Origin of the sequence: Bordetella genomosp. 9 (genome assembly GCF_002119725.1) — a bacterium.
Taxonomy (GTDB): Bacteria; Pseudomonadota; Gammaproteobacteria; order Burkholderiales; family Burkholderiaceae_B; genus Bordetella_C.
Genome location: NZ_CP021109.1, coordinates 2,157,214 through 2,179,362 on the forward strand (window position 1 = coordinate 2,157,214; position 22,149 = coordinate 2,179,362).

The following is a 22,149-nucleotide window of genomic DNA, read 5'->3' on the forward strand; positions in this document are numbered from 1 at the left end:
TAACATCCCGTTGACGAAGCCGCATCGCGGCAAACCGGACACCCCATGATCCTAATCGTATACGCACACCCTTATCCCGCACATTCCCGCGCCAACCGGGCACTGCTCGATGCGTTGGCCGGCATGCCCGATCTGCAGGTCCGCTCGCTCTACGACCTGTACCCGGACTTCCACATCGATGCGGCGGCCGAGCAGGCGGCGCTGGCCCAGGCCGGCATGATCGTGTGGCAACACCCCATGCACTGGTACGGCGCGCCGCCCTTGTTCAAGCTTTGGATGGACAAGGTCCTGCAGCACGGCTGGGCGTATGGCGCCGGCGGCACGGCGCTGCGTGACAAGGCGGTGATGTGGTCGGTGACCACGGGCGGCGCCGCGGACGATTTCATGCGCTGCGCCGATACGGATCTGGCCGTGCTGGCGCAGCCACTGCGCAGCGCCGCCGAACTGTGCGGCATGCGCTGGCTCGCCCCTTTCGCCGTGCACGGCGCGGCCACGCTGGATGCGGCGGCCCTGCAATCGGCGGCCGCCCGCTACCGCGAACGCCTGGCCAGCCACGACGCAGGCGCACGTCCCGCGATGATGGAGGCCGCCCATGGATAAGAACCTGCTGTTGCAGGGGCTGGTCTATCTGGCCGCCGCCGTGGTCTTCGTTCCCTTGGCCATGCGCGTGCGCATGGGCTCGGTGCTGGGCTATCTGATCGCGGGCGCGGTCATCGGGCCGTGGGGGCTGCGACTGGTGGAAGACCCGGCGCAAATCCTCGACTTCGCCGAGATCGGCGTGGTGCTGATGCTGTTCCTGATCGGGCTCGAACTGGACCCGCGGCGGCTGTGGCGCATGCGGATCCCCGTGTTCGGCGGTGGCGCCCTGCAGGTGGCGCTGTGCGGCGTGGCGCTGGCGGCCGGCATGGCGTGGCTGGGCCTATCCTGGCCAGTGGCGGCGCTGGTCGGCGTGACGCTGGCCTTGTCGTCTACCGCGGTGGCCGTCCAGGCAATGAGCGAGCGCGGCCTGCAGCAGACCGCCCTGGGCGAACGGGCGTTCTCCATCCTGCTTTTCCAGGATCTGGCAGCCATTCCGCTCATCGCCATGATTCCGCTGCTCGCCGGCGGGGAGGCGGGCGAGGGCGGCGATACGCTGGGGCTGGCGACGCTGAAAGTGGCGGGCGCCCTGACCGTCGCGGTGCTGGTGGGCCGCTACCTGGCGCGTCCGCTGTTGCGCTTCGTTGCGCGGTCCGGCTTGCGCGAGGTATTCAGCGCCGTGGCGCTGCTGCTGGTCATCGGCGTCGGAGAACTCATCGAGCATGCCGGCCTGTCCATGGCGATGGGCGCGTTTCTGGCGGGCGTCCTGTTGGCCAGCTCCGAATACCGCCATGCCCTGGAAAGCGACATCCAGCCGTTCAAGGGACTGCTGCTCGGCCTGTTCTTCATGGGTGTGGGCATGTCGGTGGACTTCGGCACGCTGCTGGGCCGCCCTCTGTTGGTGCTGGCGGTCCTGGGCGGCTTCCTGCTCATCAAATTCGCGATCCTGTATGGGCTGGGCCGATTGTTCGGCGCGCAGTCGGGCCGCTGCGCGCTGTTTGCGACCCTGCTGGGGCAGGGCAGCGAATTCGCCTTCGTCGTGTTTTCCACCGCGCGCGCGGCCGACGTGCTGCCGGAAGACTGGGCGCGCGTACTGACGCTGGCGGTCGCGCTGTCCATGGCGGCCACGCCCGTGGTGCTGGCCGTCATCGACGGGCTCGAGCGGCGCCGCCCGCAACGCTCGCGTGCCGCCGACCGCATCGAGGACGATGGCGCCCAGGTCATCATCGCCGGCTTCGGCCGCTTCGGCCAGATCGCCGGCCGCCTGCTGCTGGCCAACGGCGTGCGGGTCGTCGTGCTGGATCACGATCCCGACAACATCGATACCCTGCGCAAGTTCGGCATGAAGGTGTTCTACGGCGATGCCACGCGCGGCGACCTGCTCGAAACCGCGGGCGCCGCGCGCGCGCAGGTGCTCGTGAATGCGATCGACGACGTGTCGGACAACCTGCGCCTGGTGGACCTGGTGCAGCGCGATTTTCCGAATCTGCGGGTGGTGGCGCGCGCCCGGGACGCCGTGCATTACTTCCAGCTGCGCAAACGCGGCGTCGAAGTGGTGGAGCGCGAGTTGTTCGAGTCGTCGCTGCGCGCGGGGCGCAAGGCGCTGGAGGCTCTGGGCATGGGCGCTTACGAGGCAAGGGAAATCGCCGATGCCTTCCGCCGCAACAACATCGACATGCTGGAAGAGACCATGCCGCGCTTCGAGGACGACGGCTTCCGCATCACCGTCGCGCGACGGGCGCAGCAGACGCTGGAGACGTCCATCGCGCGCGACCGCGCGCTTTCGATATCGGCGCATCGCGATGGCTGGGGCGGCGAAGCGGTCAAGCGGGAGGAAGCGGACCAGGCTGCCTAGGGGCGGGCGGGCAGGGCGGACGCCCGCTGCGACCGGCACGGCGGCCGCGCCCGTTCAATGCCGCAGCAGGATGCGGCGGTGGCATGCGGAGGCATGCGGAGGCATGCGGAGGCACGCCACCCCGCGCTGGGCGGGTGGGGCGCCCTGCTTAGATGCCTTGGACGCGCTTGCCGCTATCGGTTTCGAACCAATGCAGCGGATGGCGGCCGTCCGAGCCGATGCTCAGCTGGTCGCCCGGCCGGATCGTGGCTTCCTGCAATTGCCGCGTCGTGCAGCGCACGACCAGTTCCGCGTCGCCGCAGCGGCCGTGGACCAATTGCTCCGAGCCCAGCGTTTCCACCATTTCGACTTCCACCCGGATGCCGGGGGCATTGAGCACCATGTGTTCCGGCCGGATGCCCAGCATGACGGCACGGCCGCGTACCGCCGCCGGCACCTCGGTGGGCGGGATCGCCAGGTCGATGCCGCCGGCCGTCTTCATCGTGCCGTCTCCCTGCACCTGGACCTGGATCAGGTTCATCGGCGGCGATCCGATGAAGCCGGCGACGAAGGTGGACGCTGGACGCTCGAACACTTCCATGGGCGTGCCGATCTGCTCGGGCACGCCTTTGTTCATGACGATCATGCGGTGGGCCAGCGTCATCGCTTCCACCTGGTCGTGCGTCACGTACAGGCTGGTGGTGCCCAGGCGGCGGTGCAGCTTGAGCAGTTCCAGCCGCATGGCCACGCGCAGCTTGGCGTCCAGGTTGGACAGCGGTTCGTCGAACAGGAAGACCTTGGGTTCGCGCACGATGGCACGCCCCATGGCGACCCGCTGCCGCTGGCCGCCGGACAACTGGCGCGGGCGACGCTCCAGCAGCGGGCCCAGTTCCAGGATCTCCGCCGCCGCTTCCACGCGCCGTCGGATCTCGTCCTTGGGCATCTTGCGGATCTTCAGGCCGTACGCCATGTTCTGGAACACGCTCATGTGCGGATAGAGCGCGTAGTTCTGGAACACCATCGCGATATCGCGCTCGGCGGGTTCCAGGTCGTTGACGGTGCGCCCATCGATCGCGATCTCGCCGCTGGTGATCGTCTCCAGGCCAGCCACCATGCGCATCAGCGTGGATTTGCCGCAGCCGGAAGGCCCGACGATGACGACGAACTCGCCGTCGGCGATGTCCACGTCAATGCCATGGATGACGGGGATATTCCCCGCGTAGGTTTTCTTGACGTTGCGAAAGCTCAGAGTAGCCATACGGAGTATCGGTGAGTTGCGGCCGCGCTTATTTCTCGCTGTCCACGAGGCCTTTGACGAACCATTTCTGCATCAGGATGACGACCAGCGCGGGCGGCAGCATGGCCAGCATCGCGGTGGCCATGGTGATATTCCATTCGGTCACGCTGTCGCCGCCGCTGACCATGCGCTTGATGCCGATGACGACGGGGTACATGTCTTCCTGCGTCGTGATGAGCAGCGGCCACAGATACTGGTTCCAGCCGTAGATGAACTGGATCACGAACAGCGCGGCGATGCTGGTGCGCGACAGGGGCAGCAGCACGTCGCGGAAAAAGCGCATGGGACCCGCGCCGTCGATGCGCGCCGCTTCGACCAGTTCGTCAGGCACGGTCAGGAAGAACTGCCGGAACAGGAAGGTCGCGGTGGCCGACGCGATGAGCGGCAGCGTCAGGCCGGCATAGCTGTTGAGCAGTCCCAGATCGGCAACCACCTTGTACGTGGGCGCGATGCGGACTTCCACCGGCAGCATCAGGGTGACGAAAATCATCCAGAAGAAGAACATGCGGCCGCGAAAGCGGAAGTACACCACCGCGAACGCAGACAGCAGCGAAATCGCAATCTTGCCGATGGAGATGCACAGCGCCATGACGAGGCTGACCCACATCATGCGGCCCACCGGCGTACCGCTGGAGCCGCCGCCCGACCCGGCGAACAGCGCCTGCAGATAGTTGTCGACGAAGTGCGATCCCGGGATCAGCGACATCGGCGCGTTGGCCACTTCCTGCGCAGTCTGCGTCGACGCCACGAAGGTGACGTACAACGGAAATGCCACCACGGCAATGCCGCAGAGCAGTATCACGTGGGCCAGGACATCCAGCCAGGGACGGCGTTCAACCATTGCCTAAAGCCTATAAAAAACGTACACGAGTCCCCCCATCGGGAACGCCCCACACCACCACCGGCTCCGCCGGTCCACCAGCGCCCCCCTGGCCGCACACGGCTGCCCGCCGACCGGGGCGCCGCGGATCCGGCTTTGCCGGTCCGCCGGCGCGCCCCCTTGAGGGGGAAGCGCGTAGCGCTTCGGGGGTGGGCCTTCCCCCCACCGCGGATCCGGCTTCGCCGGTCCGCAGGCGCGCCCCCTTGAGGGGGAAGCGCGAAGCGCTTCGGGGGTGGGCCCCATCAATACTGCACCTTCCGGTCGATATACCGGAACTGGATCACCGTCAGCGCCACGACGATGGCCATCAGCACCACCGATTGCGCGGCCGACGATCCCAGGTCCAGCCCGCGGAAACCGTCGCTGTACACCTTGTAGACCAGGATGGCGGTGGACGTGCCGGGGCCGCCCTGCGTCGTGGTATCGATGACGGCGAACGTATCGAAGAAGGCGTAGATGACGTTGACTACCAGCAGGAAAAAGGTCGTCGGCGAGAGCAGCGGAAAAACGATGGTCCAGAAGCGCCGCGCCGGGCTGGCGCCATCGATCGCCGCCGCTTCGATCAGCGAGCGGGGGATGGACTGCAGTCCGGCCAGGAAAAACAGGAAGTTGTAGGAAATCTGCTTCCATACCGAGGCGATCAGCACCAGGGTCATGGCCTGCGCGCCGTCCAGCCGCGGATTCCAATCCACGCCCAGGTTGCGCAGCAGAACGGCCAGGATCCCGACCGCCGGAGAAAACAGGAACAGCCAAAGCACGCCCACCACCGCGGGCGCCACCGCGTACGGCCAGATCAGCAGCGTCTTGTAGATGCCTGCGCCGCGCATCACGCGGTCGGCCATGACGGCCAGCAGCAGCGACACCGACAGGCCCACCACGGCCACCAGCAGTGAGAACACCGCGGTGACCTTGAACGACTCGAGATAGGTCTGTTGATGGAAGAGGTCGATAAAGTTCGACAGCCCGGCGAACTGGGAGGACAGTCCGAACGGATCCTCCACGTGCAGCGACTGCCACATCGCCTGCCCCGCCGGCAGGAAGAAAAACACTACCGTTATCACCAGCTGGGGGAGCAGCAGAAGATAAGGCAGGACTTTGTGGCCGAAGACGACGCGTTTTTCCATGTTCGGGAGCCATCGCCGCGCGGTATGCCGCGAGCGTAAAAAACCTGAAATATTCGGGCGCCGATACGGCGCCCCGGTCGTCCCGGGCGCCCTCTATGGGCGGCCCGGCCGGCCTGGACGGACCCACGGCATAGGCCCCGGGTATACCGGGGCCTATGCACCGATACCCCAAAAACCGGGGATCGGTCCTACGTCGGTCCAAAAAAGGCCGCTACTTTACACTCTTTTCGAACTTCTCGAGGAGGTCGTTACCGCGCTTGACGGCGTTGCTCAGGCCTTCCTTGGCGCCGACCTTGCCCGAAACGATCTGTTCGATGGTAGCGTCTTCGATCTCGCGGATCTGCGGCAGATAGCCCAGCCGGACGCCGCGCGATTGCGCGGTGGTTTCCACGTTCAGCTGCTTCACGCCCACGTCCGTGCCGGGATTCTTTTCATAGAAACCCTGCTTCTGCGTCAACTCGTACGCGGCCTTGGTCACCGGCACATAGCCGGTCTGCTGGTGCCATTTGGCGGCCACTTCGGGGCTGGACAGGTACTTGAAGAACTTCGTCACTCCCTTGTAGACCTCGGGCTTCTTGTTGGCGAAGACCCACAGCGAGGCGCCGCCGATGATGGTGTTCTGGGGAGCGCCCTTGACGTCCGAGTAGTAGGGCAGGGTGGAGGTGCCGAACTCGAACTTGGCGTTCTTCATGATGTTGGCGCGCAGGCCGCTGGAGCCGGTGATCATCGCGCACTTGCCCGAGATGAACAGCGCGTTGGGGTCGTCGCCGCGGCCGCCGTACATGAATTCGCCGTCCTTGGCCAGCTTGGCCAGGAACTCCAGATGGCGCACATGCAGCGGGGAATCGATGGCCAGGCGGGCGTTCAGCCCCTTGAAGCCGTTGTCCTGCGTGGCGTACGGCACGTTATGCCAGGCCGAGAACGTTTCCAGCTGGACCCAGGAAGGCCAGGAGGTCGTATAGCCGCATTCCTGTCCCGCCGCTTTCAGCTTCTGCGTCGCCTCTGCCAGTTCCTGCCAGGTCTTGGGCGGCTTGTCGGCATCCAGCCCGGCTTTCTTGAAGGCGTCCTTGTTGTAGTAGAACACCACGGTCGAGCTGTTGAACGGCATCGAAACGAGCTTGCCGTCCGCGGAGGAGTAGTAGCCGGCCACCGCGCCGATGAAGTCCTTGGGGTTGATCGGGTCGCCCGCTTCCTCGGACATTTGCTGGACAGGCTTGATGGCGCCCTTGGCGTACATCATGGTGGCCGTGCCCACCTCGAAGACCTGGAGGATTTCGGGGGCGTTGCCGGCGCGGAAGGCCGCGATGCCGGCGTTCATGGACTCGCCGTAGTTGCCCTTGTAGACGGCCTTGACCTGATAGTCGGACTGGGTCTTGTTGAAATCGTTGACGATTTCGTTGACACGGTCGCCCAAAGCACCTTCCATGGAGTGCCAGAACTGGATTTCGGTGGCCGCATTGGCCGAAGCGGCGCTGAAGGCCGTCAGCAGGGATGCCGCGACGAGCGCGAGGCGGGGGGATCGCATGGATGGTTCCTCCTGGGTTGGAATGCCGCAGTCCCCCGGGGGCGGGGAACAAACAGCCCGACACCATATGACTTGTTTGTGACGAATCCGTGACTGTTACATCGCGTTCCGTCCCTGTCAAATAGGACTTCTCCTAGCCTGCCAGGCGGATCGGCCCTGCGCCGCGGGCAGTGGCGCGCGGATCGCGCGGGTGATGCGCCGCCCCGTTTACAATTCCTGCCATGGACACGAACCTGCGTATCGCATTCATCGGCGGCGGCAATATGGCCTCCGCGCTCGGCGCCGGCATGGCGGACAAGATCGCTCCGGCCGGCAATTTCCACGTCATCGATATCAATCGGGACGCCCATGCCGGCTGGCTGCAGCGGGGCGCGTCGGCCGCCACGGCCGCCGACGACAGACTGGCGGGCTGCAACGTCTGGTTCTACGCGGTGAAGCCGCAATTCATGCACGACGCGGTCCGGGCCACGCAGCCGTTTCTCCGGGACGGGACCTTGGTCATCAGCGTGGCGGCAGGCATCCGCGGCGATGTGCTGGCGGCATGGCTGGGCGGCGATAAGGGCCCCTGGCCGAAGCTGGTGCGTTGCATGCCGAATACGCCGGCGCTGGTGGGCGAAGGGGTGACGGGCATGTTTGCCCTGCCGGGCGTTGCGCAAGCCGAGCGCGACCTGGCGCAAGCAATGCTGGCGTCGGTGGGCAAGGTCGTCTGGGTCGAAAACGATGCCGCCATCGATGCGGTGACGGCCTTGTCAGGCAGCGGCCCTGCCTACGTGTTCCGATTCATCGAGGCCCTGATCGAAGGCGGCATGAAGGTAGGGTTGGACGCTGCGCAGGCGCGCGAACTGGCGCTTGGCACCTTGTCCGGCGCCACGCGTCTGGCGCGGGAATCCGACGATCCGCCAGCCGTGCTGAGAGAACGGGTGACCTCCAGGGGCGGCACCACGGCCGCCGCTTTGAAGGTGCTGGAGGACGGCCACTTCATGGAGCTGATCGCGCATGCCATGCAGGCCGCCGCGCATCGTTCCCGTGAGCTGTCGGACGAATTCGGCCAGGTTTGAGCCGCCGCCGGGCGGACGCCGCAACGGCGGCGCCACGGCCGGTCTTGCGTTTATTCCTGGTCCTGGCGCAGCGGATAGGGCAGGGGGCGGACGTCAATGGCGGGGCCGTCCGCACTGCCCAGCCGCAACTGTCCGGAAGACAGCGCGCTGAGCGTGGTTTCGAACAGAACGGCCGTATCCCCGGCGCCAGCCGCGTCGACGATGCGTCCGCAGGGTTCGTTCGGATCCGTGGCGTCGAACACATCGGTGCCGGCCGGGATGTCGCCGCCCGAGCGGCCCGCCACGATGCCGTAGGCCATCCGGCGCTTCACGGTCCCGCGATAGTGGCTGCGGGCCACCACTTCCTGACCCGGGTAGCAGCCCTTGGTGAAGCTGACGCCGCCGATCAGGTCCAGGTTCACCGTCTGCGGAATGAAAAGGTCCTGGGTGGGCGTGCCAACCCAGGGCAACCCTGCCGCCAGGTCGGCGGCCAGCCAGGCGTCGGGGCTGCCCTCGCTCAGCACCGGGCGCAAGGCGGCTTCCGCCGCCCGGATCTGCGCGTCCGTGGCGATCCACCACCAGCGCAGGCCTTGCGCCGCCGGCGCGGCGATCCAGGCGCCGCTGGCGAGCTCGGCGCGGCGCCAGGGCTGGCGCGGCAGCGCGCCGCCTGCGGCGGCTTCCAAAGCCGTGCCGTCGCCCTGCGTCCAGACACCGGCGACACGCAGCGGCGCAGCCGCCAGTTTGACCTTGGCGCGCAGCACGAACATCCGCAGCCGCTTCAGCAAGGGTTCGGCGACATCGGCGCGGACCAGGGCGTGCAATCGAGGGGTATCGGCATCATCCGGGCGATCGGGGGCCTCCGTGGCCGGCCGCCACATGACCAGGGTGGCGAGCAGGCGACCCTTGGCCGTGCAGTAGCCCGCCAGCGCAGCGCTATCGGCGGCCAGGCCCCGCACGTCCTGCGTCAATTGCCCGTGCAGGAATTCGATGGCGTCTGCGCCGCTGGCGGCGATGACGTGGAAGGCCGGCAGGACGGCGCAATAAGCCGGTGCGCGGCCCGCCGTAACGGGCGCGGCGTCGGCGCCGGCGGAATCAGGGGTAAGTGCGGTGTGCGAGTCAGTCATAAGCAAACCGGTTGCGGCAAAGCTTTGCGAAACAGGGATGATACCGCCCGGCCTGCCGTTGGGGCTCCTTCCAGCGTTGACAGGGCGAGGCCCGACCGCGCTCAGGGTTGAGCGGCTTTCTCCTTTAAACTGCGTGGTCTCATGAAGAAGCGTTCGTTTTCCTACTTTCTGCTTGCCGCGCTGCTCGTCCTGATCGTCGCCGCGGCTGCTGCCTGCGGCGCGGCCTGGCTGTGGATGCATCACACCGTGCGGCTGCCGGCCGAGCGCGTCGATTTCGTCGTCGATCCCGGCAGCAGTCCGCGCAGCGTCGCCCGAACCTTGAACGCGGCCGGCGTGTCGGTATGGGAAGACGGTTTTGTCTGGATGGCGCGGCTGAGCGGGCGCGACAAACTGATCAAGGCGGGGGGATATCAGGCGCTGCAGGGCGACACGCCGTGGCGCCTGCTGGAACGGCTGGCGCGCGGCGACATGACTCAACGCCAGATCACTTTCGTCGAAGGCTGGACCTACAAGCAGATCCGCCAGGCGCTGCGCGAGAATCCCGACGTGAAACAGACACTGGGCGACGTCGACGACGCGACATTGCTGCGCCGCCTGGGGTCGGACGCGCCCAGCATGGAAGGACTCATCTTTCCCGATACCTACGTTTTCACCCCCGGCAGCACCGATTTCGATCTGCTGCGCAGGGCCTATGAAGAGGGGCAGCGCATCCTGGCGCAGATCTGGGCCGGCCGCGATCCGGACCTTCCCGTCGCCACGCCCTACGAGGCGCTGATACTCGCTTCGATCATCGAAAAGGAGACCGGCGACGCGGGCGATCGCGCGCGGGTGGCGGGCGTGTTCGTCAACCGGCTGCGCGAAGGCATGCCGCTGCAGACCGACCCCACGGTCGTTTATGGCATGGGCGACGCCTACCAGGGCCGCATCCGCAAGCGCGACCTGCAGGCCGATACCCCATGGAACACCTATACGCGTCCGGGCTTGCCGCCCACGCCCATCGCAAGCCCGGGACGGGCTGCGCTGCACGCGGCGGTCCACCCGGCGCATCACAATTACCTGTACTTCGTCTCGCGCGGCAACGGCACCAGCGAATTTTCCTCGACGCTGTCCGACCACAATCGCAACGTATCGCGCTACATACTCGGCCGGGAGCGGAATCCATGACGACACGCGGGAAATTCATCACCCTCGAAGGTGTGGACGGCGCCGGCAAGAGCACGCATACGGCGTGGATTGCCGACGCCCTGCGGGGCCATGGCGTCCGTGTCGTCGCGACGCGCGAACCGGGGGGCACGCCCTTGGGCGAACAACTGCGCGACCTGGTGCTGAGCCAGCCGATGACGCTGGAAACCGAAACCCTGGTGATGTTCGCCGCGCGCTGCGAGCACGTGCGCCAGGTGATCGAGCCGGCGCTGGCCCGGGGCGACTGGGTCGTGTGCGACCGCTTCACCGATGCCACCTATGCCTACCAGGGCGGCGGCCGGCGACTCGGCGCGGAGCGGGTCGCCGCGCTGGAGGCCTGGGTCCACCCGGGCCTGCAGCCCGACCGAACGTGGCTGTTCGATGTGCCGTTGGATGTCGCGCGGGCCCGTCTGGCCGATGCCCGCACCCCAGACCGCTTCGAAAGCGAGGGCGCAGCCTTTTTCGAGCGCACCCGCGACGCCTACCGGGCCCGCGCCCACGCGCACCCGCAGCGCATCCGCGTCGTGGACGGCGCGCAAGACATCGCCGCCATCCGCGCCCAGCTGCAGGCCGATATCCAGGAACTGGTGGAAGGCGCCCGATGAGCCTGGCGCAATTCCTTCCGTGGCAGGTCGACACCGCACGCGGCTGGCTTGAAAACCGGGACCGTTTCGCGCACGCATGGCTGATCCATGGCCTTGCCGGCATCGGCAAGCTGCAGTTCGCCGCCGCCGCCGCCGCCAGCCTGCTTTGCGAGTCGCCGAGGCAAGGCCTTGCCTGCGGCCAGTGCGCCGCCTGCACCTGGGTGGCCGGCGGCAATCATCCGGATCTGCGGCGTATCCGCCCGGAAGCCGTCGCGCTGGAAGAGGGCGCCGACGCAACCGGCGAAGCGGAGGATGGAGAGTCGGCTTCCGGTGGCGGCGCATCGGCCAAGCGCGCGCCGTCCAAGGACATCCGTGTGGACCAGATCCGCGCGCTGGAGTCCTGGTTCAACACGGCGACGCACCGGGGCGGTTGGCGCGTGGCGCTGCTGTATCCGGCGCAGGCGCTGAACGTGATCTCGGCCAACGCGCTGCTGAAGGTGCTCGAGGAGCCGCCGGCCCATACCGTATTCCTGCTGGTCGCCGACGCGCCGGATCGCCTGCTGCCGACGCTGCTCTCGCGCTGCCGCCGCCTGCCGCTGGCGACGCCGGCGCCGGAAGCCGCGTTGCAATGGCTTCAATCCCAGGGCGTGCAGGACCCGGGCTCCTGGCTGGCCGCCGCTGGCGGCGCGCCGCTGGCGGCGCTGCGGCTGGCCCAGTCCGAGGAAAGCGCCTGTCCGGCCTGGCTGGACCAGTTGGCCGCGCCCCTGGCCCAGGGTCAGCCGCCGGACATCGGCGCGCTGGCGGACCAGCTGGAAAAAATGCCGGCGGTCCAATGGATCGACGCGCTGCAGCGCTTCTTCGTCGACCTGATGCTGGCGGGCGCGGGCGCATCGCCGCGCTATTTTCCGTCCCTGGCACAGGCCATGGCCCGCACCGCGGCACGCGCGGACGCCGCCCGTGTCGCCGAAGCCGCGCGCTGGCTTACCCGCCAGCGCGCGGTGGCGGGCCATCCCCTGAACGGCAAACTGTTCGCGCATGCGGCGCTGCAGCGCGTGGTGCTATCCTGCCAAGCTTGACTCCCGGGCGGGCCGCGCGGCGGCGCCCATCGCATAAAGAACCATGTACGTCGATTCCCACTGTCATCTGAACTTTCTCGAGCTTGCGGAAAACCTGCCCGACATCCTGGATCGCATGGCCCAAAACCAGGTCACGCATGCCCTGGTGGTCAGCGTCGCGATGCCCGACTGGCCCGGCCTGATGGCGCTGGTCCGGCCGCATCGCAACCTGTGGGCGTCCGTCGGGGTACATCCCGACTACGAAGACACCCAGGTGCCCACGGCCGATGAACTCGTGGAACTGGCGGCCGATCACAAAGTCGTGGCCATCGGCGAAACGGGACTCGACTACTACCGCTTGAGCGAGCCCCTGGACTGGCAGCGCGACCGTTTCCGCACCCACATCCGCGCCGCCCGGGATGCGGGATTGCCGTTGATCATCCACACCCGCGCCTCGGCGGAAGACACCCTGAAGATCCTGCGCGAAGAAAAGGCGGAAGAAGTGGGCGGCGTCATGCACTGCTTCACCGAATCGTGGGAGGTTGCGCAGGCGGCCATGGATTTGAACTTCCACATCTCCATGTCCGGCATCGTCACCTTCAAGAACGCCAGCGTCCTGCAGGACGTGGCCGCGCGCCTGCCGCTGGACCGGCTCCTGATCGAAACGGATTCTCCTTACCTGGCGCCGGTGCCGCACCGGGGCAAGCTGAACGACCCCTCAAAGGTCATCCACGTCGCCGAAAAGATCGCCGAGCTGCGTGGCGTCCCCGTGGCGGAAGTAGCGGCCGCCTCAACCGAAAATTTCTTCCGTCTCTTCAGCAAGATAGAGCGTTAACCCAGAAATTACTTTACATCTGACCGAGCAGTGTTCGCGGGGGCTGCGCCTGCTGCCCACGGGTCCGCCGACCCCAGCGCCGCTCCCCGGTATGTTCGGAAGTCACTGCAGCTAGCTCCTCCAAGAGGCTGATATGAAAAGGAAATCTATATTCAGACCGCACGTCGCCGCCCTCGGCGCGGCGCCTATCCTCGCCTGGAGCCCGCTGTTGCCGGCCTTTGCCGCCGATCTTGGCAGTGCCCCCGTCTATGTCGCCAATGACCGCGCGAGCGACGTGCGCGAGCTGTTGGCCCGCGGCTGGGATCCCAATACCCGCATCAACGGCCAGCCGGCGATCATGCAGGCCGTCCGGGACGGCGCGTGGGCGGTCTTCGACGTCCTGGCCGCCGACCCGCGGACCGACGTCAATGCCGCCAACCCGCACGACGAAACCCCGCTCATGTACCTGGCCATCCAGGGCCAGACCCAACGCGCCAAGGCGCTCATCGCCCGCGGCGCCCAGGTCAACCGTCTGGGCTGGACCCCCTTGCATTACGCCGCATCCAAGGGACAGCTCGACGTCGCCAAACTCCTGCTCTCGAATCGGGCCATCGTCAATGCGCCCGGCCCGGATGGCACGACGCCTCTCATGATGGCCGGCCTGTCCGGCAGCGCCGACATGGTCAAGCTGCTGCTCGATGCCGGCGCCGATCCCGCCATGCGCAACCTCCAGGGCCTGGACGCCGCCGCTTGGGCGCACTCCGCCAGACACGAGACCCTGGCCGCCGAGCTCGAGCGTGCCGCTGCCGCGCGGCAGAGCCAGCTGACGGGCCAAAGCCCGCCCGCCGGCGCGCACCCAGAGCGGGACGCCGCGCCTGTGTCCGTCCCCGGCGGCGCCGCTGCGGCTTCCCCGGCCAATGGCGCCACGCACCCCACCATTTCGCCGCCTGCGTCCACCGGTCCGACCGGCGCAAGCCCTCCCACGTCGCAGGGCGGCCAGCCCGGCAGAGGGGAAGATCAGCCGATGCTCAAGGGCGTGGAAGGCGTGCGCCTTGGCACGCCCGGCAGCGGCGCCACGGACTGATCCGCAAAACCGGCAGGCCGCCGCCCAGCACGGCGCCGTCGCGACTCCCCGAAGCCGCCATGAACACGCTGCTCCTCTACATCGCCACGGCCATTGCAGAAATCGTCGGCTCCTATCTCCCCTACCTTTGGCTCAAGGAGGGCAAATCCCCCTTGCTCCTCCTGCCCGCGGCCGCGGCGCTCGGGCTCTTCGCCTGGCTCCTCACCCTGCATCCCGCCGCGGCCGGCCGCGTCTACGCCGCCTATGGCGGCGTCTACATCGCCACCGCCCTGGCCTGGCTATGGTTCATCCAAGGCATCAAACCTTCCCCCTGGGATTGGGCCGGCGTCGCGCTCTCCCTGACCGGCATGGCCGTCATCGCATTCCAGCCACGCTAAGAAGCCCCGTACGCCGAAGCCTGGAAGCCCGGAACCTCGAAAGCCTCAAAGCCCGAATCTCGGAAGTCCCAAAGCGCGGACCCTCGGAAGCCTCAGAGCGCGGACCCTCGGAAGCCCCAAAGCGCGGGACCTCGGAAGCCTCAAAGCCTGAAAGCCTTAAAGCTCGCACCTCCCAAAAACAGCCGCCGTCGCACACCGCGTATGCCGCTCCAGGCCCCCCGCGGGGCCTGGAGCGGCGGGCACCGCAAGACCTTCCAACCGACCCCGAGGCCCCATCCGAAGCGCCAAGCACCCAACCCGTCCCAGATGTCCGCGGCTGAGATATCCCGGAGTCCGGTGGGGGCGGCCTCTGCCGGGGGCGGCCCGTCGGAGGCCGAGCAAGCGACGCTGAGGAAGGCGTGCCGCCCCGCTTTCCAGAGGAACGCGCACCGTCAACGGCCGCCGGACGAAGCAAGCGATGCGGTGTCCGGCGCGCAGGGCGCCGGACCGGCCGACCGGGCCGCCCGCGGCAGAGGCCGCCCCCGCCGGACGCCCCCTCGGCAGAGCCGCCCCCGCCGGACGGCCCCTCGGCAGAGCCGCCCCCGCCGGACGGCCCCTCGGCAGAGCCGCCCCCACCGGACGGCCCCTCGGCAGAGGCTGCCCCACCGGACGGCCCCCCGGCAGAGCCGCCCCCACCGGACGGCCCCCGGGCAGAGGCCGACCCCCACCAGACGGCCCACGGGCAGAGGCCGCCTCCACCGGACGGCCCCCGGCAGAGGCCGTCCCCGCCGGACGCCCCCCACACCACCACCCACCCCCACAACCGGCAACCCCAGGGAAAACCCCATATCATCAACAATTCGTTGATAAATTATCAACGAAACGCTAGCATCCAACCCGACATGACCTAAACCCAAGGCCCTCGCGATGCCACCCCCCGACAGCCCCAAGCCGACAATCGCCGCTTCCGCCCATCTGGTCTCCGACCGCGCCCCCGACCTGTCGGCCGTCGAATTCGGCCTGATGATCGCGAGCCACGCCTTCAACCGCTGGATCGTCCGCTGCATGGCCGCCGCCGGCCTTCCTGACCTGACCGCCATCGACGTCATCGTCCTGCATCACGTCCACCATCGCCAGCGCGGCAAAAAACTCGCGGACATCTGCTTTACCCTGAACATCGAAGACACCCACATCGTCAACTACTCCCTCAAGAAGCTGGAACGCCTGGGCGTCGTCCAAGGTCAGCGCAGCGGCAAGGAAGTCGTCTATTCCGTCACCGCCAAGGGCAGCGAAATCATCACCCGCTACGTCCAGGTGCGGGAACGGTGTCTCATCGACGGTTTGCCGGCCGCGAGCAACGGCCTGGAGTTCTCGCAACAACTCGCCAACCTCCTGCGCGGCCTGTCCGGCGTCTATGACCAGGCCGCGCGCGCGGCCACCTCGCTGTAGCGGCATCGTCTTCCCGCCGGCCGCGGCCAGTGTGGACGCCGGCCGGCAGCAGTCTCGGCAGTTTCTTCGTCTTCCATCCGCCGCCGGCTTTCCGCCGTCCCGGCGACACAGCATAGGAATCGGTATGAAGTGGCAATTCTGGGTTGACCGTGGCGGCACGTTCACGGATATCGTCGGCCGCCGGCCCGATGGCACGACAACCACCATCAAAATGCTTTCCGAGAACCCCGAACAGTATCGCGATGCCGCCGTTGCCGGCATCCGCAAGCTGCTCGGGCTGGCGCCGGGCGAACCGGTGCCGGCGGACCGCGTCGATTGCGTCAAAATGGGCACCACGGTGGCCACCAATGCGCTGCTCGAACGCAAGGGCGAGCGCACCGTCCTCGTCACCACGCGTGGTTTCCGGGACGCGCTGCGCATTGCTTACCAGAACCGGCCGCGCCTTTTCGACCGCAACGTCGTGCTGCCCGAAATGCTTTACGACGGCGTCATCGAGGCCCAGGAACGGCTGGATGCCGACGGCCGCGTCGTGACGCCCTTGGACGAAGCTGCCTTGCGCCGCGACCTGCAAACGCAGTTCGACCGCGGCGTGCGCGCCGTCGCCATCGTCTTCATGCACGCCTGGCGCGAGCCGCGGCACGAACAATCGGCCGCCGAGATCGCGCGGCAGATCGGCTTCACGCAGGTGTCGGTGTCGCACGAAGTCAGCCCGCTCATCAAGTTCGTCTCGCGCGGCGACACCACGGTGGTCGATGCGTACCTGTCTCCCATCCTGCGGCGCTATGTGGACCAGGTGGCCGGCGAGCTGCCCGGAATCCGCCTGATGTTCATGCAGTCCAGCGGCGGCCTCACGGACGCGCATCGCTTCCGCGGCAAGGACGCCATCCTGTCAGGACCGGCCGGCGGCATCGTCGGCATGGTCCGCACCAGCGAGCTGGCGGGGTTCAGGCAGGTCATCGGTTTCGACATGGGCGGCACGTCCACCGACGTCTCGCATTACGCCGGCGAATTCGAGCGCGAATTCGAAACGCAGGTGGCAGGGGTGCGGATGCGCGCTCCCATGATGAGCATTCATACCGTGGCGGCCGGCGGCGGCTCCATCCTGCACTTCGACGGCGCGCGGCTGCGCGTCGGTCCCGATTCGGCGGGCGCCAACCCTGGGCCGGCTTGCTATCGCCGGGGCGGTCCGCTGGCGGTGACCGACTGCAATGTGCTGCTTGGCAAGATCCAGCCCGACTTTTTCCCGCGCGTTTTCGGGCCCCACGCCGATCAGCCGCTGGATCGCGATGCAGCCGAGCAGGGCTTCCGCGACATGGCCGCGCGCGTGAAGGCCGAAACGGGCAAGGACATGACGCCGGAGCAACTGGCCGAAGGCTTTCTGGAAATCGCGGTCGGCAACATGGCCGAAGCCATCAAGCGCATTTCGGTCCAGCGGGGCCATGACGTCACGGAATATGCGCTGACGGTGTTCGGCGGAGCAGGTGGCCAGCACGCCTGCCTGGTCGCCGACGCTCTCGGCATGACGACGGTATTCGCGCACCCCCTGGCGGGCGTGCTGTCGGCCTACGGCATGGGTCTGGCCGACCAGACCGAGATGCGGCAGAAAACCGTGGAAAAGGTGCTGGACGACACGCTGGTTCCCGAACTTGGGGCCGAACTCGACGCCCTGGCGGCGGACGCGGTGTCGGAACTGCGGCGCCAGCATGTCGCCGAATCGGCGATTTCCGTGCAGCGCCGCCTGCATCTGAAGTATCGCGGCACGGACACGGCGCTGGAAGTGCCATTCGGTTCGGCCGCGCAGGCGCGCGCCGATTTCGAGGCAGCGTATCGTCAGCGCTATTCCTTCCTGATGCCCGGCCGCGAGCTGGTCGTTGAAACGATCTCCGTCGAAGCGACCGGCGGTGGCGAGCCGGTGTCGGAAGCCCCCGTCTCCGCGCGCCGGGATGGTCCGCTGCAGGCGCGCCGAACGGTGCGCATGTACAGCGGCGGCCAATGGCGCGACACGCCGCTTTACGTTCGCGACGACATGACCCCTGGCGACCAGATCGACGGCCCGGCCATCATTTCGGAGCAGAACCAGACCACTGTGGTCGAGCCGGGCTGGCGCGCGGAGCTGACGCCGCGCGACCACCTGGTTCTGCGCCGCGTCGCCGTCCGGCCGCAGCGCCGTGCCGTGGGCACCGAGGCCGATCCGGTCATGCTGGAGGTCTTCAACAATCTCTTCATGTCCATCGCCGAGCAGATGGGCTACCGGCTGCAGAACACCGCCTACTCGGTGAACATCAAGGAAAGGCTGGATTTCTCCTGCGCCATTTTTGACGACCAGGGCAATCTGATCGCCAACGCGCCGCACATGCCCGTACACCTGGGCTCCATGGGCGAATCGATCCGCACCGTGATGATGGCGAACGCGGGCAAGATGAAGCCCGGCGATGCCTACGTGGTGAACGACCCCTATCACGGCGGTACGCATTTGCCCGACGTCACCATCATTACCCCCGTCTTCGACCGCGAAGGCCGAAACATCCTGTTCTATGTCGGATCGCGCGGCCATCATGCGGACATCGGCGGCACCACGCCCGGCTCCATGCCGCCCGACTCCCGCACCGTGGAAGACGAGGGCGTGCTATTCACGAACTTCCAGCTCGTTCGGGATGGGGAATTCCGCGAGCAGGCGGCGCGCGACATCCTGAGGTCCGGCAAGTGGCCGGCCCGCAATCCGGACCAGAACATTGCCGACATGCGGGCGCAGATCGCCGCCAACGAAAAGGGCGTGCAGGAGCTGCTGCGCATGTGCGATCACTTCGGGCTGGATGTGGTGCGCGCATACATGGGGCACGTGCAGGACAACGCCGAAGAGGCGGTGCGCAGGGTCATTTCGGTGCTGAAGGACGGCAGCTATGAGTACCCGCTGGACAACGGCGCGGTGATACGCGTGGCGGTCCGAGTCAATCACGCCGAACGCAGCGCCGTGGTCGATTTCACCGGCACGTCGCCCCAGTTGGACAACAACTTCAACGCGCCCGGGGCCATTGCCGTTGCGGCGGTTCTGTATGTTTTCCGGACCCTCGTGGACGATGAAATCCCGTTGAATGCAGGGGGGCTGAAGCCGCTGGAGATTATTCTGCCGCAGGGCTCGATGCTGCGCCCGAATCCTCCGGCATCCGTGGTGGCCGGCAATGTGGAAACGTCCATGTGCATCGTCAACGCCCTCTATGGGGCGCTTGGCGTGCTCGCCGCGAGCCAGGGCACGATGAACAACCTGACCTTCGGCAATGCGCGGTACCAGTATTACGAAACCATCTCCGGCGGAACCGGGGCCGGGCCGCTGCGCGTCGATGCGCCCACCGACATTTCACAGGGTTTCAACGGCCAGTCGGTTGTCCAGGCGCACATGACCAATTCGCGCCTGACGGACCCGGAAGTTTTGGAGCTGCGATTCCCGGTGCGCCTGGAGTCCTATGAAATCCGTCACGGTTCGGGCGGGAAGGGCAGGTTCCGCGGCGGCGACGGCGGCATCCGGCGTTTGCGATTCCTGGAACCCATGACGGCGGCCATTCTGTCCAACAACCGCCGCTACGCGCCCTTCGGCCTGCACGGCGGCGAACCGGGTCAGGTGGGCCGCAACTATGTGGAGCGCGCGGACGGCCGCATCGAAGAGCTGGGTCCGCAGGACAGCACGGAACTGCAAGCTGGCGATATCTTTGTGGTGGAAACACCGGGCGGCGGAGGTTTCGGCAAAATTTAACGGTGCCGCACCCTCCGACGGGGGGCGGGCCGGGGCGCTGTGGGGTAACATCCCTCCCGTTCCGGCCGCCACCCCGCGGTCGGGCTTGCCGCCTGTACCCCAGGCGCAGTTCAACCAAGGAGAGTCGAACATGCTCAATAAAAAACTCGCAGCGGCGATTGCCGGCGTATCAATGGCGTGGTTCGCCATCGCATCACCGGCATCGGCCCAAAGCAGCAGCGGCAAGGAGCTGGTGGTCGCGACGGATACGGCCTTCGTGCCGTTCGAGTTCAAGCAAGGCAACACCTACACCGGCTTCGACATTGACCTGTGGACGGCGATTGCCAAGGAATTGAACCTGAAGTTCAGGTTCCAGCCGATGGATTTCAACGGCATCATTCCTGGCCTGCAGACGCGCAATATCGATGCAGCGCTGGCCGGCATCACCATCCGCGACGACCGCAAGAAGGTCATCGACTTCTCCGACCCCTATTACGAAAGCGGTCTGTCCATCCTCGTCAACAACGCCAACAACGACATCAAGGGCGCGAAGGACCTGGAAGGCAAGACGGTGGCGGTGAAGACCGGCACGGCCACGGTCGACTACATGCAGAAGAACGTGCCGTCCGCCAAGCTGAAGCTGTTCCCCAACATCGACAACGCCTATCTGGAGCTGGCGACCAACCGCGTCGATGCGACCGTGCACGATACGCCGAACGTGCAGTACTACGCCAACACGGCCGGCAAGGGCCGCGTCAAGGTGGTCGGCAGCGTCAAGAGCGGCGACTTCTATGGCATCGCGTTCCCGAAAGGCAGCCCGTTGGTCGCCGACGTGAACAAGGCCCTGGCCACGCTGAAGTCCAACGGCCAGTACGACGCCATCTACGCCAAGTGGTTCGGCAAGCAGCCGCAATAAACCACTTGCCTTGCGGCCGCCGCGCTGCTCATATCGCCGATATGGGCGGCCGGCCGGCGGCCCGCTGATCTTTCGTCCGAGCCCGCCGCGGCAGCGCCGCATTTCCCGGATTGCCGCGCCAATCCGGGCGCGGGTCTTTTCCACAGGGGAAACATGTGAATTTCGATTGGTCCGTAATCGGGGCCGCCTTGCCCAATCTGCTCGATGGGACGCTGATGACCATCAAGATCACCTTGTGGGGCTTGGCGGGCGGCTTCCTGCTGGGCGCACTGGCCGGCGTGACGCGCGCGTATGCGCCACGCTTCCTGGCTTCCATTGCGCTGATCTATGTCGCCGTCATCCGGGGCACGCCCATCGTGGTGCAGGTGATGTTCATCTATTTCGCACTGCCGCTGATGGCCCAGGGCCTGCGCATCGACGCCGAGCTCGCCGCAATCATTACCCTCATGATCAATTCGGGCGCGTATATCGCCGAAATCGTGCGGGGCGCGCTGCTATCCGTGCCGAAGGGACTGAAAGAAGCCGGCCAGGCCATGGGGTTGCCCTTCTACAAGATTCTGCTGCACATCATCGGCCCGGTGGCCGTGCGGCGCATGATTCCGCCGCTGGGCAACCAGTGCATCATCAGTCTGAAGGACTCGTCCTTGTTCATCGTCATCGGAGTGGCCGAACTCACCCGCCAGGGGCAGGAGATCATGGCCAGCAACTTCCGCGCGGTCGAAATCTGGTCCGCCGTCGCAATCATCTATCTGGTTATCACCGGCCTCATGGCCACGGCCCTGCGGATGGCCGAGAAAAGGATGCGAATTCTATGAGCATGGTCGAATTCAAAAACGTCATCAAGCGCTTCGGTGATTCCACGGTGCTGAACGGCATCACCCTGAGCATCGAGGCTGGGGAAGTCGTGGTCGTGGTGGGCCCGTCCGGTTCCGGCAAATCGACGTTTCTGCGCTGTATCAATGTTCTGGAATCGATCCAGGAAGGCGACCTGCTGGTCGATGGCCTGAGCGTGAAGGGCGACGCCACACAGGTCCGAGAAATCCGCCGCGAGGCGGGCATGGTGTTCCAGCAGTTCAACCTGTTTCCCCAGATGACGGCGCTGGAAAACGTCATGTTCGGGCCGATACACACGCGCGGCACGGCGCGCGCCACGGCTCGCGCCGAGGCGGAAGCGCTGCTCGCCAAGGTGGGCCTGGCCGAGCGGATGAACCACTATCCTTCGGAGCTGTCGGGCGGTCAGCAGCAACGCGTGGCGATTGCCCGCGCGCTGGCGATCAAGCCCAAGCTGATGCTGTTCGATGAGCCGACCTCGGCGCTGGATCCGGAGTTGCGCCACGAGGTGCTGAAAGTCATGCGCGACCTGGCCGAAGAGGGCATGACCATGGTCGTGGTCACCCACGAGATGGAATTCGCGCGTCGCGTCGGCAGCCGCTTGATCTTCATCGATGGCGGCAAAGTGGCGCACGATGGTCCCCCGGAAGCGCTGCTGTCGAACCCGCCGAGCCAACGCCTGAAGGATTTTCTCCAGCACGTGGCTTGATCGCCGACGCGGGCGGGGCCCGGGCGTGGAGGCTTCCGCCTTGGT

Annotated in this window: 19 protein-coding genes; 14 read left to right on the forward strand and 5 right to left on the reverse strand. The window is 66.8% G+C overall.

The annotated features are described in order from the left end of the window. The first annotated feature begins 45 nt into the window (after positions 1 to 45). Positions 46 to 600, forward strand: a complete 555-nt coding sequence (gene kefF, locus CAL13_RS10040; RefSeq protein WP_086072270.1) for a glutathione-regulated potassium-efflux system oxidoreductase KefF — start codon at positions 46 to 48, stop codon at positions 598 to 600. Further along, the gene (gene kefC, locus CAL13_RS10045; RefSeq protein ID WP_086072271.1) at positions 593 to 2,431 is read left to right on the forward strand and encodes a glutathione-regulated potassium-efflux system protein KefC; all 1,839 of its coding nucleotides are present in this window, start codon (positions 593 to 595) and stop codon (positions 2,429 to 2,431) included. The genes kefF and kefC overlap by 8 nt, the downstream gene beginning before the upstream one ends. A 148-nt stretch (positions 2,432 to 2,579) precedes the next feature. Here the strand turns inward: kefC and CAL13_RS10050 are convergent, their stop codons facing one another. The 4 genes from CAL13_RS10050 to ugpB form a co-directional block, all read right to left on the reverse strand. After that, on the reverse strand, positions 2,580 to 3,668 hold the full coding sequence (locus tag CAL13_RS10050; protein ID WP_086057284.1) for a sn-glycerol-3-phosphate import ATP-binding protein UgpC: 1,089 nt from the start codon (positions 3,666 to 3,668) through the stop codon (positions 2,580 to 2,582). Positions 3,669 to 3,696: 28 nt separating this feature from the next. Continuing rightward, a complete protein-coding gene (gene ugpE, locus CAL13_RS10055; protein WP_086057285.1) occupies positions 3,697 to 4,548 on the reverse strand; it encodes a sn-glycerol-3-phosphate ABC transporter permease UgpE in 852 nt (283 codons plus the stop codon). A 281-nt stretch (positions 4,549 to 4,829) separates the two neighbouring features. Next, a complete protein-coding gene (gene ugpA / locus CAL13_RS10060; RefSeq protein ID WP_086057286.1) occupies positions 4,830 to 5,711 on the reverse strand; it encodes a sn-glycerol-3-phosphate ABC transporter permease UgpA in 882 nt (293 codons plus the stop codon). Positions 5,712 to 5,922: 211 nt separating this feature from the next. Then, on the reverse strand, positions 5,923 to 7,236 hold the full coding sequence (ugpB, locus tag CAL13_RS10065; protein WP_086057287.1) for a sn-glycerol-3-phosphate ABC transporter substrate-binding protein UgpB: 1,314 nt from the start codon (positions 7,234 to 7,236) through the stop codon (positions 5,923 to 5,925). Between the two features lie 221 nt (positions 7,237 to 7,457). Between ugpB and proC the strand changes: the two genes are divergently transcribed. Then, positions 7,458 to 8,294, forward strand: a complete 837-nt coding sequence (gene proC / locus CAL13_RS10070; RefSeq protein ID WP_086057288.1) for a pyrroline-5-carboxylate reductase — start codon at positions 7,458 to 7,460, stop codon at positions 8,292 to 8,294. 50 nt (positions 8,295 to 8,344) lie between these two features. Here the strand turns inward: proC and ygfZ are convergent, their stop codons facing one another. Beyond that, on the reverse strand, positions 8,345 to 9,397 hold the full coding sequence (gene ygfZ / locus CAL13_RS10075; RefSeq protein WP_086072272.1) for a CAF17-like 4Fe-4S cluster assembly/insertion protein YgfZ: 1,053 nt from the start codon (positions 9,395 to 9,397) through the stop codon (positions 8,345 to 8,347). Positions 9,398 to 9,538: 141 nt separating this feature from the next. On the opposite strand from ygfZ, the gene mltG reads away from it, so the two are divergent. The 11 genes from mltG (at position 9,539) to glnQ (ending at position 22,104) form a co-directional block, all read left to right on the forward strand. After that, positions 9,539 to 10,561, forward strand: a complete 1,023-nt coding sequence (mltG, locus tag CAL13_RS10080) for an endolytic transglycosylase MltG (RefSeq protein ID WP_086072273.1) — start codon at positions 9,539 to 9,541, stop codon at positions 10,559 to 10,561. Next, positions 10,558 to 11,184: a dTMP kinase gene (gene tmk, locus CAL13_RS10085; RefSeq protein WP_086072274.1), complete on the forward strand. Its 627-nt coding sequence runs from the start codon at positions 10,558 to 10,560 to the stop codon at positions 11,182 to 11,184. The genes mltG and tmk overlap by 4 nt, the downstream gene beginning before the upstream one ends. Then, the gene (gene holB, locus CAL13_RS10090; protein WP_086057292.1) at positions 11,181 to 12,239 is read left to right on the forward strand and encodes a DNA polymerase III subunit delta'; all 1,059 of its coding nucleotides are present in this window, start codon (positions 11,181 to 11,183) and stop codon (positions 12,237 to 12,239) included. The genes tmk and holB overlap by 4 nt, the downstream gene beginning before the upstream one ends. Before the next feature lie 43 nt (positions 12,240 to 12,282). Then, the gene (locus CAL13_RS10095) at positions 12,283 to 13,053 is read left to right on the forward strand and encodes a TatD family hydrolase (RefSeq protein ID WP_086072275.1); all 771 of its coding nucleotides are present in this window, start codon (positions 12,283 to 12,285) and stop codon (positions 13,051 to 13,053) included. Positions 13,054 to 13,186: 133 nt separating this feature from the next. Continuing rightward, complete coding sequence (locus CAL13_RS10100) at positions 13,187 to 14,116, forward strand: ankyrin repeat domain-containing protein (protein WP_086072276.1); 930 nt, start codon at positions 13,187 to 13,189, stop codon at positions 14,114 to 14,116. 59 nt (positions 14,117 to 14,175) lie between these two features. Further along, entirely contained in the window at positions 14,176 to 14,493 is a 318-nt protein-coding gene (locus CAL13_RS10105) for a YnfA family protein (protein WP_086072277.1), read from the forward strand. 906 nt (positions 14,494 to 15,399) lie between these two features. Beyond that, complete coding sequence (locus tag CAL13_RS10110; protein WP_086072278.1) at positions 15,400 to 15,921, forward strand: winged helix DNA-binding protein; 522 nt, start codon at positions 15,400 to 15,402, stop codon at positions 15,919 to 15,921. A gap of 124 nt (positions 15,922 to 16,045) precedes the next feature. After that, positions 16,046 to 19,669, forward strand: coding sequence for a hydantoinase B/oxoprolinase family protein (locus CAL13_RS10115; RefSeq protein WP_086072279.1), 3,624 nt, complete (start codon positions 16,046 to 16,048; stop codon positions 19,667 to 19,669). A gap of 130 nt (positions 19,670 to 19,799) precedes the next feature. Further along, positions 19,800 to 20,564, forward strand: a complete 765-nt coding sequence (gene glnH / locus CAL13_RS10120) for a glutamine ABC transporter substrate-binding protein GlnH (protein WP_086072280.1) — start codon at positions 19,800 to 19,802, stop codon at positions 20,562 to 20,564. A gap of 155 nt (positions 20,565 to 20,719) precedes the next feature. Beyond that, positions 20,720 to 21,379 carry a glutamine ABC transporter permease GlnP gene (gene glnP, locus CAL13_RS10125; RefSeq protein WP_086057299.1) on the forward strand — a complete coding sequence of 220 codons (660 nt, stop codon included), beginning with the start codon at positions 20,720 to 20,722 and terminating at the stop codon, positions 21,377 to 21,379. Then, positions 21,376 to 22,104, forward strand: coding sequence for a glutamine ABC transporter ATP-binding protein GlnQ (gene glnQ, locus CAL13_RS10130; protein ID WP_086072281.1), 729 nt, complete (start codon positions 21,376 to 21,378; stop codon positions 22,102 to 22,104). Before glnP ends, glnQ begins: the two co-directional genes overlap by 4 nt. The last annotated feature ends 45 nt before the right edge of the window (positions 22,105 to 22,149 follow it).